The following is a 12,640-nucleotide window of genomic DNA, read 5'->3' on the forward strand; positions in this document are numbered from 1 at the left end:
TGAGGGCCGGTCCCGCTCCCCGCTGCTGTCAGGCTGGGCTTCATCCAGGCGGATGAGAAACCGCTTACGGAGGGGAAATTTGGTAGAAAAGGCGGATGGGATTGGATGGGGCGGAACATAATTTCCTTCTGATGTTTTTATGCCTCAAATATGGCAGAGGCTTTTTTTAATTCCTCTCTTATGTGGATGTGCTGAGGACAGACTTCTTCGCATTTTCCGCATTGGATGCATGCGGATGCTTTATTCCAGCCGTGGCCTTCTGTGCTCCATTGGTATGTACCTCCGGCGCTTTCTTTGTTGCCATAGGTGTTCAATAGGTTTACTGCCTGGAATATTCCGTATATGGCGATGTTCTCCGGGCAGCCTTTCATGCAGTATGCGCAGGCAGTACAGGGGACGGTTGGCAGCTTGCTAAGACCTTTTTGTACTTTCTGTACTGCTTCTCTTTCTTCATTTGACAGCGGCCTGAACTCTTTCATGTATGAGAGGTTATCCTGCATTTGGCTGATGTTGGACATACCGCTTAAGACTGTGATGATGCCTTCCAGGGATGCCGCGTAGCGGATTGCCCATGAGGATACTGACGCTTCGGGATCGACCGCCTTGAATATGTTCTCCAGATTTTCAGGAAGCGCTGACAGATTACCGCCTTTTACCGGTTCCATGATGATGATTTCTTTGCCGTGTTTTCTGGCTGTTTCATAGCACAGTCTTGATTCGATGGTCGGATTGTCCCAGTCCGCATAATTAATCTGCAGCTGTACAAAGTCCATTTCAGGGTGTGCGGTCAGGATCTCATCCAGCAGAGCTGCTTTATCATGGAAAGAAAATCCGAGATTGCGGATCAGCCCCTGCGCTTTCTTTTCTGCAAGGAAATCCCAGATTCCAAAGTCATCAAATGCCTGTGATCTATGTTCTCCCAGATTGTGGAGCAGGTAAAAGTCGAAATATCCTGCCCCGGTTCTCTTCAGAGAGGTGTCAAACATTGCCTTTGCCTCGTCTGCGTCCTTTGCATCCCAGGCCGGAAGTTTTGTCGCTAAAAGGAACTGATCTCTTGGATAGCGGTCAACAAGAGCCTCCTTGATTGCTGCTTCACTCTTGCCGTCCACATATCCATAGGCTGTATCAAAATATGTAAATCCCGCCTCTAAAAACATATCCACCATCTGCTTCGTCTGTTCCATATCCACGTCCTCACCAATCATCGGAAGGCGCATCAGCCCAAAACCCAGTTTAGGTATATTGCCGTATCGATTTTCCATTCCATATTCCTCCATTTTGTTGTTATTTTTATACGAATACTATGGAAGAATTATATAATAATTCCGCGAAAAAAAACAGACCCTCAGGCTCACTTTTGAAAAAGAACTGCTTCTTCGAAAAACTCCAGCCGTATCTCCTCAATCCACGGTTCATAACCAAATAGCCCCTGCCCGGCGTGTTCCGCCATCCCGATAAACAATTCCCCCGCAGTCTTGTTTGTCTTATATGTATGCAGCTCATAGTCCATCTCGGCACCATATATTATAATGTATCCGTCCATGTCCGCCGTAACCTCAGTAATACAGGGCATGCAGATCCCTCCGGTACTCCCATTTTTTGCTGCCAGATAAACAATGATAAGTTCTGCATATTGTATTTCCGTTTTATGATCATCCTCAAAAAGGAGAAGCAGCGATTGATCCTGAAAAATAATGCTCAGAGGGGCTGCAATCAGTGTTCTTTTATTCATACCGGGTCCTCCATCTCATCTTTCCCCTTTACCTCAGAATCTATATTCTGTGGTAAATAAGAAAAAAGTCTACATAAGTTTGGTTGGTTTTATTATATATGAAAAGTCTGGAATATTCAATTATAATCTATAGACGCACATAATTTCGAAAAAACTTATTAAAAACAGCTTTGGATAAAAGTAGTATATACGACAACAAGACCTGTGATTATTTATTTACTACAGGTCTGTTTCAGTGTGTCTAAAATGCTTGTATTAATTCAAAAAAGCACATTGCATTTGACAGATCGTAGAAAATCTGTTCCTAATTGCGGATGAATTACCACAGAATATAGATTCTGTGGTTTTTATATAATCAACTGCATGCTGTCTAATATCCTGTCAAAGTTTCTATAACTGGAAGCAATATAAATCCTTGTTGTCTCAATAGAAGAATGCCCCAGAATATCAGCGAGATGGGAAAGATTCTTTTCCACCGCATAAAAACTTCTGGCAAACAGATGCCTTAAATTGTGGGGATATACTTTTTTCGGCTTTACACCCGCATAGGCCGACAGGCGTTTCATCTCATGAAAAATATTAGAGCGGTCGACAGGTTTTCCATTTCTTGTTAAAAACACACTTCCTGTACGTATATTCTTTTGATCCATATATTCTTTCAGCTTGTTTTTCAATTCATTCGGCAGCAGAATCACCCGGTGTTTCCCTTTCATATCAATCTCTGCCCGCCCCTGCCGGACAGCATCTGCGGTAATATACTTCAACTCACTGATTCTGATCCCGGTTGAACATAAGGTAAGCAGAATATGGTACAGCCGGATTTTGCCCCTTTCACGTGCGGACAACAGCAGTGTTTTATACTCTTCCTCTCTTAATTCTTTTTCCTCTTCTACAAAGGACTTTTTCTGTACTTTTATAAATCTCACACGGCATTCCGGTCTCCCTATGAAATCCAGAAAAGCATTCACCGCTGACAGCTTCACATTAATGGTCTGTGCCCTGTACTCCGGCTGCAATGCGGCCCGGTATTGCATCACCCTGGTTTTGGTAATATCACCGCCGTCCAGAAAATCAAGAAAATTTCGGATTTCCTTGATATATTTTTTAATCGTAGCCAAGGATTTTTCATTCATTATTAAGTTGTTTTCGAATTCCCCTACTTTTTTAATAGATATTTTTTCTGTCATATGTTTTCCTCCTTTTTATATATTAAAATACATTTTTGACAGAAAAATATACATACGAAAAGCACCTGGAATAAAACTTCATCCAGGTGCTCCCTTTCGCTGACCCATTTTTTACTCGGCCAGTGCCTTTACTTCTTTATATTTTGCTAAATCCGAATACAGCTCTCCTTTATAAGGATTTTTCTTTGTCTTCTTAATCCGGTACAGCATATATACGAATACTGCCACATTGGCAAGCAGAGCCAGCAGACTCATGACAAATAAAAATGTGGTATTAGGCGCAGCGCTGGCTACCTGATAAATCCCCGCATCTTTTAATACCGTAAAACCGTCTGCGGCCAGAATCCCCTCCTGGATCGCCGCATCTGCAATCGCCTTGCTGGATGCGGAATGAACCAGCCATTTGCTCGCATCCTGGAACGCCGGAAATGTCTGGGCAAACATACACCACAGTGCCAGCGTATGTGCGCGGTGCTGCAGCCAGGCTCCTTTTCCCAGTGTAAAAGCACATACAGTGGGCGCCAGCAGCAGCGCAAATCCACAGTACCATGCATGGGTCGGCAGGCAATTGTATGTATAGGCAAAATTCCATAAATCATAGGCCACGATCCAGAACCACATCATATCCGGCCAGAGCATGTCACGGCTGTTATCATTTGCCGTTTTCCTGCGGATACAGATTCCAAACCAGCCGGAAATTGTGATAATATTCAGTATACCCGCTATTCCGTTCATGATATTCCAGGAACCGCCAACATAATACTGTACCTGATTATTCATGTATTCAACCACCGGAGTTGCATACTGGCTGACCTGAAAATCTCTGGAACACGCCTCCAGAATATTGATCGCCAGAATCAACGGCGGAAAACAAAGCGCGATCTTATTGTGCTGCAGTTTCTTTATATGGCGTATGCACCAGAACCCAATACATCCTGCTGTGGACGAATATACCTTTGCCAGATGGAACCAATCCATATAGGAGGTATCTTTGAGCGCCGTCAGCCAGAGTACGGTCAGCACCACCGGCAATATCACAAAGCATCCGAACCCTACCCATTTAAAGCGGCGGCTTAACTCATTTGCCGCAAACAGCGATATAAACACTCCAATCCATACGAGCCAAACCAATATTGTGGGCACACTTTCTGTAAAAACAAACATCATGAACTCTCCTTCCCTCTCATTGCCTTAACAGGCGGTAATCTCCTTTATATTAAATTCATTTCCGGCAGTCAGCCAGGTATCTTCTCCGCCGCAGTGCGGACACTGTTTTTTATATTCCAGTGTAGAAAAAGTTTTCTGGCAATCCCCGCAGATCGTTACCGCCGGAATGGTCTCTATTTTTAGTTCCGCTTCCTTCAGAAGTTCTGACCTTTTCCGAAAATATTTCCAACAGTCCTCCAGGTAATCCGGAATAACACCGCTCACTTCCCCGATCTCAAGCGTCACCGAAGCTACCTCCGTCAGTTTTTCTTCTTTGCCAATCTCCTCGATCGCGCGGACTACATGCGTGACAAGCCCCAGTTCGTGCATATCTCATCCCCTTCTTTCCATTGCTATTTCCTGTTGCGGATAATCTTAATCTGCCTTTTCGCCGCGTAGGGCAGAATCGCCTTCATCTTATCCTCACTCTTCATCATCCGGCTTGCCTCGGGAATTTCTCTGCTCAAGTGGATCGCATCAAATTCACATTTTGTCGTGCAAACACCACAGCCAATGCACCGGTTCTCGTCTACGATCGTGGCGCCGCATCCCAGACACCTCGCAGTCTCTGCTTTTACCTGTTCCTCCGTAAACACAAGGCGCGTATCCCGGAAGGTAGATGCCGCTTTAACTCCGGCCTTATGCCCCGGCGCCTGGCGGCTGGCATGGTCATAGCTTTCCTCCGGGATATCCAGGTTTTTCTTATCCAGTTCTATAAATTCACGCCGATTTCGGCCGATTGTCAGACTCTGTCCGTCATGTACAAAACGGTGAATGGAGACCGCGCCTTCTTTTCCGGCCGCAATCGCATCGATTGCAAACTTTGGCCCGGTATACACATCTCCGCCAACAAAGATATCAGGCTCCGCTGTCTGATAGGTCAAAGAATCTGCCACAGCGCCGCCTCCGCGTCCCAGTTCCACTTTGGTTCCATCCAGAAGGCCTCCCCAGATAATGCTCTGCCCGATACTCAGCAGCACATTGTCACATGCTACCGTCATGCAGTCATCCTCGTCATATTGTGGATGAAAACGACCTTCTGCATCTGTCACAGCCACGCATTTTTTGAAGACCACTCCGGTAACTTTTCCGTTCTCACCAAGTATTTCTTTTGGTCCCCAGCCGCAATTTACCGTGATTCCTTCTTCCTGCGCCTCTGCCACTTCATCTTCAGCGGCAGGCATGGAATCCCTTGCTTCCAGACAAAACATCTGCGTGATAGATGCTCCTGCACGCACTGCACTCCGCGCCACATCAACGGCCACATTGCCGCCGCCGACCACAACGGTCCGCCCGGACAACTCTACCTTCTCATCCGTATTGACCCTGTGAAGGAAATCCACACCTGTCAGTACGCCCTCTAACTCTTCTCCTGAGACACCGGCCCTGCGCCCGCCCTGACATCCGATTGCAAGGTAAAACGCCTGATAGCCCTGTGCCCGCAGCTCTTCCAGTGTAATATCTTTCCCTACTTCTATACCGCATTTAAACTCGATTCCCATCTCACGCAGCACCGAGATCTCCGCATCTACCACCTCTTTTTCCAGCCTGAAGCCCGGGATTCCATGAGTCAGCATTCCTCCCGGCTGTCTGTGCTTTTCAAAGATGGTCACCGGATACCCCTTCTGAGCCAGGAAAAAGGCACAGCTCATCCCGGCCGGTCCGGCGCCTACAACCGCAATCTTCTGCGGATATGGCTTCCCGATCTGATTGACCATCGGCGGAATATAACGGGACTCTGCATTCAGCTCCTGCATGGCAATAAACTTCTTGACCTCATCGATTGCCACCGCCTGATCGATTTCCCCGCGGGTGCAGGCGTCTTCGCAGCGCCGGTTGCAGATACTTCCGCATACTGCCGGGAATGGGTTCTCCTTCTTAATCAGCTTAAGTGCATCCAAATACCTTCCCTGAGAAGCCATATTAATATATCCCTGCACGGCAATATGAGCCGGACAATTCGTTTTGCACGGTGCTGTTCCCGTGTCATAGCAGTTAATCTGGTTATCATCCCTGTAATTCTCATTCCATTTCTCCGGCCCCCACTTCACCGCATCCGGCAGTTCCTGCACCGGATAGGATACCGGCCCGCTCTTTGTACAGAGTTTCTGTCCCAGCTTTGCCGCACCGGACGGGCAGTATTCCACACACTGGCCGCATGCCACACAGTTATCGGTATTCACCCTGGCTATATAAGCGGAGCGGGACATATTCGGAGTGTTAAACAGCTGAGAGGTGCGCAGTGCATAACAGGAACAGACACAGCAGTTACAGATAGCAAAGATCTTATCTTCCCCATCGATATTTGTGATCTGGTGCACCAGGCCATTGTCCTCCGCCCTCTGCAGGATCTCCATGACCTCCGCTTCGTCAATATAGCGGCCCTTTCCAGTCTCTACAATGTAATCGGCCATATCTCCGACGCCAATGCACATATCATCTTCCAGGTGTCCGCAGCCTTCTCCCTGAATTCTGCGGGAACGGCGGCAGGAACAGGCGCCCACCGCATATTTCCCTTTATACTTCTGTACCCAGTGGGAAATATGCTCGACACTGACGGACTTCTGCTCCGTTGGTATGGCCTTTTCAACCGGAATGACATGCATACCAATTCCAGCGCCCCCCGGAGGCACCATAGGGGTTACCTTTTCCAGCGGCAGCCGGCTCATCTGCTCAAAAAATCTGGCGACCTCATGATGTTTCTCTACCTGCTCCAGGTTCATGTTCATGAATTCCGCACAGCCGGGCACAAACATCGGCAGTATGTACTGTTTATGACGGTCCGCGTTTTCCCAGTTGTATTCCAGCAGACCGATCACGCTCATCTCCTGCAGCAATTCTTCCGTCCTCTTCAGCGGCTTGCCGCATTTCTTCGCAATCTCCTGTGCACTGGCCGGCTTTCTTACCTTCATCGCAAGGGCCACTTCCGCCATCTCATCCGTTACAACACAGGCGAGTCCCCAGTATTCCGGATCGTCCACTGTCACTTTGTGCCCAATTCGGTCCGTGATTTTCTGCCCCAGCTTTAGAATTAATGTTCTCTCTTCTGCCATACCTAACTCCTTTCCGCTTTCTGCCATGCCTTCACTTCTCCCCTGAGCCATTCGGCCCAAGTCTCTATCCCCTCACCGGTGCGGGCACAGATTGGTATAATGATTGCATTCGGGTTTCTTTTTAAAATGTTCCTTCTGCATTGTTCCATATCAAAATCAAAATAGGGAAGCACATCTGTCTTGTTGATCAGAACGACGTCGCAGATAGAAAACATCAGCGGGTATTTCAACGGTTTGTCGTCTCCCTCAGGTACGCTTAGAATCATGGCATTCTTCACCGCTCCGGTATCAAATTCTGCCGGACAGACAAGATTCCCCACATTCTCAAGTACCACAAGATCCAGATCTCCGCATTCAAGGCCCTCCAGCCCCTGCCGGGTCATATCTGCATCCAGATGGCACATCCCCCCTGTATGGAGCTGGATTGCCTCAACCCCAAGCCGGGAAATCGTTTCTGCATCTACGTCAGAATCAATATCCGCCTCCATCACTCCGATCTTCAGCTCATTTTTCAGCTGTTCAATCGTCCTGGTAAGTGTAGTCGTCTTACCGGATCCCGGTGAAGACATCAGGTTTAACAAAAACACCTTTTTTTCCTTCAGTTCTTTCCTCAATTCGGATGCCCGTTTATCATTATCCGCAAAAACACTCTGCTTAATTTCCAGAACCCTAAAATCTCCCATCCGCTTCTCTCCTTCGCTCATAATTGGTTGTACCACAATGTGTTATCTTTTTAACATTGTATCATTCCATATAATGCGTGTCAATTACTCCCTTTCTTTTTGTGCAATCAGCAACATATTTCCCTTCTTTTTAGTGCATATTCACCTATGTTTACGACGTTGGAATCTGGTATGACCACATCCAATTTTCATCTCCTGTGCCACATTGCGCTCTGTACTTTTTGTATTTCAAGTTTTTTAAAAATCTATTGACAGAAATTGCGTATTAGTATATATTAAAGGTGTAAGTCAGTTTGTTACTCAAGTAACTAACTAATAAGGTGGTGATATCATTGAACATAAATCCAAATATAGATAAACCTATATTCGTTCAAATTGCAGAACAGTTAGAAGATTCCATATTTACAGGCGTCTTTCCAGAGGAAACAAAGATTCCTTCAACCAATGAGATCTCGGCACTTTTGAACATTAATCCACATACAGTCCTCAAAGGAATGAACATGCTGGTAGACGAAGAGATTATTTATAAAAGGAGGGGTCTTGGAATGTATGTAAAAGCAGGCGCAGTTAAAAAAATCCGCAGAAAAAGACAGGATCAATTTTACAATCAATATATTGAGGCATTAATTAACGAGGCCGTCAAACTGCAGATGTCAAAAGAGGAAATTATCACATTGATAGAAAAGGGGTATGAAAATGAATGCAATACAAATTAAGAATGTCGTAAAACGTTACAGCAATGTCAACGCACTGGATCGGGTTTCTATTTCGTTTGAATATGGTAAAATTTACGGATTTTTAGGAAGAAACGGAGCCGGCAAATCCACTTTAATTAACATCATTTCCAACCGCATCTTCGCTGATGAAGGGGAAATCCTTATTGACGGTCTACGCGCAAAAGAAAACATGGAAGTGCACGAAAAGATATTTTGTATGAGTGAGATGGACTTATACGACACCAGCCTGAAAGTGATAGAACATTTTAAGTGGATAGACCGTTTTTATGATAATTTTGACCTGGATCAGGCACGTCAGATTGCAGAAAAGTTTGATCTTGATATTAACAAAAGATACAAAGCACTGTCGAAAGGTTATCAGTCTATCTTTAAACTTACGATTGCGCTTTCCCTCCATGTACCTTATGTGGTTTTTGATGAGCCTGTGCTGGGACTGGACGCGAATCACCGGGAGTTGTTTTATGAATTATTACTGAAGGATTATGAAAACTATCAGAGAACGATTATTATCGCTACCCATCTTATAGAAGAGGTGGCAAACATCATCGAAGAAGTGGTTCTAATCGACAAAGGCAGAGTGCTTCTGCAGGAAACCGTTGAAACGCTGATGAATAAAGGATACTGTATTTCCGGCCTCGCCGGTGAAGTCGATGACTACTGTAAAGACAAAAATGTGATAGGTTACGATGAACTTGGTAATTTAAAACTCGCTTATATACTGGGAGAAAAAGAACAGCTTCCTAAAAACAGTCGCTTACAGATATCTAATATGAACCTGCAAAAACTATTCGTAAAGTTAACAGAGAAAGGGGGCCGCTGATATGAAAAAATTAGGCACTGTTATCCGTTATGAATGTATGACATCGTTTAAATATATTTGGATCTTCTACGCAATTGAATATGCAGTTGTCGCGGCCGTTTTTGTCCTTTCTTATATTACAAACGGAAGCAGCGGCAAAATTGGTACGAACGGCTTAGAGTTTAATTCTTTTATCTATGTAGGTATCTTAGGGATCCTGGGGTTTAAAGAAGATTTTAAAATGCTGATACAAAATGGATTTACCAGAAAATATATCTTTCTTTCCACATTTTCCCTGTTCGCTTTTATCTCGGGAATCATGTCACTGGTTGATACAATCCTGGGAAACGCGCTTCACCACTGGTTTCATGGCTATCACTCATTATTTGGCGGACTGTACGGATATGGGCATTCTTACTTTTTAGGCTGGGTTTGGCTGTTTTTAGTATATATGCTTATCTGCTGTCTGTTTTACCTGGTAATCCTTATTATAAACAAGATCGGTAAAAAGATATCGGTCTATGCCGGGATTACTCTCGGCCTCACGATCATTTTAATAATACCTGCTTTGATAAAATTTGTTCTTCCAAAAGATTTTACTGACAGGATTATCCTATTTGTCCTAAAGGCTTTTGGATACATGACCGACGGTACAATAAACTTTATGTATCCTGTACTTATCTTTGTACTTGCAGCGTGTATTTTAAGCCTATGTTCATACTGTGTCATACGCAGAACAGAGCTGAAAGCATAAGCATTCTCTCATGCAGCATGCAGTAATTGGGAAGGCCCATAACTGATTATACAGCCGCTATGGACGAATCCACAGCGGCTGTTTTGTATTCCCACTCTCCCAGACCTTATTCTAATATCTTCCATAGTCCTTTGCAATTTCTACCATTCTGTGTGCCCTTGCAAAATCGGCATTTGCAGGGTATTCGCATCCCGTTGCAAGTATGAAGCCGCCTCCGGCTGACATTGCGTCAATGGAATTTCTGCATTCCTGGTCCCAGTTTTCGTCAGTGCCGATTGCTGCGTTTGCCGGAGTAACACACCCGATCAGGGTTGTCAGATTCCCGTATTTCTCTTTACATTCTTTAAAATCTTTACAGTCATCCGGCGGATATAAGAAGGAAATCGCCGCGGGCTGCATACGCTCGATCTGAACATCAAAGTAGATTTTCTGCCCGCAATTGTGTATCATTACCAGCCCATTTTTATCTCTTACCACCTGGGCAAGCTCTTCCACCAGATCTCCCTCCAGCTCATTCCACATTTCCTTGCTCATGATAGAGCCAGAGGCAAAAAGGGTATCAAACATGATGCCATTCACCCCCGTATCCATCAGAGCTCTGCAGTAATCTTTCAAGGTCTCATTAATCTCGCGCGCCGCTTCATGTACCGCATCCGGATCATCATAAAAATCCATATACATTTCCTGCTGACTACGCAGCATGGACAGCGTACCCAGGGGCCCAAATACAAATGCTACAATGGGGAATTCTCCATTGGAGGCTTCTACCAATTTTCTGCATGTATCAATATGCATCATCATACGTCTGGAGCTGCGGTAATCCACTTTCTTAATCCTGGCATAATCCTCAATCTCTTTCACTACGCAATGCTCATAATCCGGGTGCGCAGCTTCATTTTCCGGATAAATCAGTTCCTGCCCCCATGCATCGCATTCAACGGAAAGATCAATCAACGTTACGATGCAATCCAGATCAAACTCCTCTCTCGCTTTTAAGAGAGCATCCGCGCACAGCTGTGCATCGTTAGCCCATTCTCTGTAACTTACTCCTGTCAGTCTGCGGGAAGCCCCGCTGATGATAGGGTATACCGGTACCCTGTCTGCCTCCTCGTGATTCAATGCTTTTACTACCCGTTCCATTGCATTCATTATAATTCCCTCCTGAAAGAATACTGTTCAATATACTTCTGTGTCATTGGCGCCCTGTTAATTCATACCAAAATTATAATATACTTTCAGATTTGTTTTTGTATTTTTTTAATATTTTTTATACTATTTTTGTAGGAATTAAAAAAATCTAATCTTAATGTAAATGAAAAATAGTATGCCTGCAGAATCTGGCTGCATAAACTTCAATTTTTTCATTCCCCCTTTTATAAGGCAAAAAATGGATGCTGCGGGAGAAACCGCAGCATCCATTTTTTGTCTTATTCAGAATGTTTCTTTCAATTTTCAAATTAACGGATGTCCAACCTTGGTTTTAAGCTTAACTTTCTCTCACAGCTTCTCTAATTCTTCTTTTCCTCTTCCACAGATCGGACATTTAAAATCTTCTGGTATGGTATCTGACTCCAGGATGTATCCGCAGATTTTACAGCGGTATCCCTTTACTTTTTCGGGCTCAGGGATATAACTGGATGCCTTTGGAGGTGTAACACCATTTTTCACGGTATGATAATATGCGTATGTCATAGGCTCTTCCGTACTCATCACTTCTGCATCTACTACTTCTCCCAGGAATACAATATGTGTTCCCACGTCCATCGTATTTTTCACTTTACAGCTGAACCTGGCTGCTGCCTGGCTGCAAACATACGGAATTCCATTGAGATCCGTCTTCGTCTCAAATCCCTCAAATTTATCTTTATCTTTGCTACTTTGGAACCCGAATGCCCCAATCAGCTCCATTGTGGCTGACTGTGCAAGCGCGATTCCAGTAAAATACCCTGACTCCTGTATTAGACCGGCAGTATAATTTTCTTTGTTAATTGTCACCGTAACCTGCAGCGGTTCTGAAGTCACCTGGATCATTGTATTCACAACACAACCTCCGGCTTTTTCCCCATTTTTTGCCGAGATAATATAAAGACCATAACTCATCTTCCAAAATGCTTTTGTATCCATAAACGTCCTCCTTTAATAATAGTAATTATTATCGATATTTACAATATAACATATCTGTTAATATTTTACAATCCTTAAATACAATTAATAACCTGAAAAAAACGGAGAAACGTGATTATCGGAAATTCAAACGGATCAATCAAGAAATAAAAAAGGAGAGGCCGGAATCGCTTCCGGCCAAGGAAAATTATGAAAAAGAAAATTTATAATAAAAAGGTTATTGTCCCTTTACAATTAATAATATACCGCCTAAATGTGATAGTTATGTGAGGGATAATTTAACAAATTATGTACTTTTTTCGAAAAAATTATTAACAAGTTCAAAGAGGGCGGTTCAAAGGGGTCTGACCCCTTTTAACCGCCCT

General features: G+C 44.3%; 12 protein-coding genes. 3 read left to right on the plus strand and 9 right to left on the minus strand.

The window, feature by feature from the left end; translation table 11 throughout:
* Positions 1–137: 137 nt before the first annotated feature.
* The 7 genes from GKG43_RS03825 to hypB all read right to left on the minus strand — a co-directional run bounded on the left by GKG43_RS03825 (position 138) and on the right by hypB (position 7,861).
* Positions 138–1,262: an aldo/keto reductase gene (locus GKG43_RS03825; RefSeq protein ID WP_129878685.1), complete on the minus strand. Its 1,125-nt coding sequence runs from the start codon at positions 1,260–1,262 to the stop codon at positions 138–140.
* Between the two features lie 89 nt (positions 1,263–1,351).
* A complete protein-coding gene (locus GKG43_RS03830; protein WP_129878687.1) occupies positions 1,352–1,732 on the minus strand; it encodes a hypothetical protein in 381 nt (126 codons plus the stop codon).
* Positions 1,733–2,079: 347 nt separating this feature from the next.
* Positions 2,080–2,919 carry a tyrosine-type recombinase/integrase gene (locus tag GKG43_RS03835; RefSeq protein ID WP_129878689.1) on the minus strand — a complete coding sequence of 280 codons (840 nt, stop codon included), beginning with the start codon at positions 2,917–2,919 and terminating at the stop codon, positions 2,080–2,082.
* A gap of 111 nt (positions 2,920–3,030) precedes the next feature.
* Positions 3,031–4,083 carry a DUF5692 family protein gene (locus tag GKG43_RS03840; RefSeq protein ID WP_050640351.1) on the minus strand — a complete coding sequence of 351 codons (1,053 nt, stop codon included), beginning with the start codon at positions 4,081–4,083 and terminating at the stop codon, positions 3,031–3,033.
* Between the two features lie 27 nt (positions 4,084–4,110).
* A complete protein-coding gene (locus GKG43_RS03845) occupies positions 4,111–4,455 on the minus strand; it encodes a hydrogenase maturation nickel metallochaperone HypA (protein ID WP_050640352.1) in 345 nt (114 codons plus the stop codon).
* Between the two features lie 23 nt (positions 4,456–4,478).
* Positions 4,479–7,205, minus strand: coding sequence for an FAD-dependent oxidoreductase (locus GKG43_RS03850; protein ID WP_347561955.1), 2,727 nt, complete (start codon positions 7,203–7,205; stop codon positions 4,479–4,481).
* A complete protein-coding gene (gene hypB, locus GKG43_RS03855; RefSeq protein WP_129878693.1) occupies positions 7,181–7,861 on the minus strand; it encodes a hydrogenase nickel incorporation protein HypB in 681 nt (226 codons plus the stop codon). The genes GKG43_RS03850 and hypB overlap by 25 nt, the downstream gene beginning before the upstream one ends.
* A gap of 332 nt (positions 7,862–8,193) precedes the next feature.
* Here hypB and GKG43_RS03860 point away from each other — a divergent pair, with 332 nt between their 5' ends.
* The 3 genes from GKG43_RS03860 to GKG43_RS03870 are packed head-to-tail and all read left to right on the plus strand — an operon-like array spanning position 8,194 to position 10,151.
* Positions 8,194–8,577, plus strand: a complete 384-nt coding sequence (locus GKG43_RS03860) for a GntR family transcriptional regulator (RefSeq protein ID WP_050640354.1) — start codon at positions 8,194–8,196, stop codon at positions 8,575–8,577.
* The gene (locus GKG43_RS03865; RefSeq protein WP_129878695.1) at positions 8,558–9,418 is read left to right on the plus strand and encodes an ABC transporter ATP-binding protein; all 861 of its coding nucleotides are present in this window, start codon (positions 8,558–8,560) and stop codon (positions 9,416–9,418) included. The genes GKG43_RS03860 and GKG43_RS03865 overlap by 20 nt, the downstream gene beginning before the upstream one ends.
* A 1-nt stretch (position 9,419) precedes the next feature.
* On the plus strand, positions 9,420–10,151 hold the full coding sequence (locus GKG43_RS03870; protein ID WP_050640356.1) for a hypothetical protein: 732 nt from the start codon (positions 9,420–9,422) through the stop codon (positions 10,149–10,151).
* 111 nt (positions 10,152–10,262) lie between these two features.
* Here the strand turns inward: GKG43_RS03870 and GKG43_RS03875 are convergent, their stop codons facing one another.
* Together GKG43_RS03875 and GKG43_RS03880 are read right to left on the minus strand one after the other, a co-directional pair.
* Complete coding sequence (locus tag GKG43_RS03875; protein WP_129878697.1) at positions 10,263–11,300, minus strand: uroporphyrinogen decarboxylase family protein; 1,038 nt, start codon at positions 11,298–11,300, stop codon at positions 10,263–10,265.
* A 348-nt stretch (positions 11,301–11,648) separates the two neighbouring features.
* The gene (locus GKG43_RS03880) at positions 11,649–12,275 is read right to left on the minus strand and encodes a flavin reductase (RefSeq protein WP_050640358.1); all 627 of its coding nucleotides are present in this window, start codon (positions 12,273–12,275) and stop codon (positions 11,649–11,651) included.
* Positions 12,276–12,640 lie beyond the last annotated feature (365 nt).

The organism is Eubacterium sp. BIOML-A2 (assembly GCF_009680135.1).
Classification (GTDB): Bacteria; Bacillota; Clostridia; order Lachnospirales; family Lachnospiraceae; genus Faecalicatena; species Faecalicatena contortus_B.

Coding starts and splice junctions, on each gene's coding strand:
- GKG43_RS03825 (WP_129878685.1), bottom strand. CDS start 1,262: ATGGAAAATCGATACGGCAATATACCTAAACTGGGTTTTGGGCTGATG.
- GKG43_RS03830 (WP_129878687.1), bottom strand. CDS start 1,732: ATGAATAAAAGAACACTGATTGCAGCCCCTCTGAGCATTATTTTTCAG.
- GKG43_RS03835 (WP_129878689.1), bottom strand. CDS start 2,919: ATGACAGAAAAAATATCTATTAAAAAAGTAGGGGAATTCGAAAACAAC.
- GKG43_RS03840 (WP_050640351.1), bottom strand. CDS start 4,083: ATGTTTGTTTTTACAGAAAGTGTGCCCACAATATTGGTTTGGCTCGTA.
- GKG43_RS03845 (WP_050640352.1), bottom strand. CDS start 4,455: ATGCACGAACTGGGGCTTGTCACGCATGTAGTCCGCGCGATCGAGGAG.
- GKG43_RS03850 (WP_347561955.1), bottom strand. CDS start 7,205: ATGGCAGAAAGCGGAAAGGAGTTAGGTATGGCAGAAGAGAGAACATTA.
- hypB (WP_129878693.1), bottom strand. CDS start 7,861: ATGGGAGATTTTAGGGTTCTGGAAATTAAGCAGAGTGTTTTTGCGGAT.
- GKG43_RS03865 (WP_129878695.1), top strand. CDS start 8,558: ATGAATGCAATACAAATTAAGAATGTCGTAAAACGTTACAGCAATGTC.
- GKG43_RS03870 (WP_050640356.1), top strand. CDS start 9,420: ATGAAAAAATTAGGCACTGTTATCCGTTATGAATGTATGACATCGTTT.
- GKG43_RS03875 (WP_129878697.1), bottom strand. CDS start 11,300: ATGAATGCAATGGAACGGGTAGTAAAAGCATTGAATCACGAGGAGGCA.
- GKG43_RS03880 (WP_050640358.1), bottom strand. CDS start 12,275: ATGGATACAAAAGCATTTTGGAAGATGAGTTATGGTCTTTATATTATC.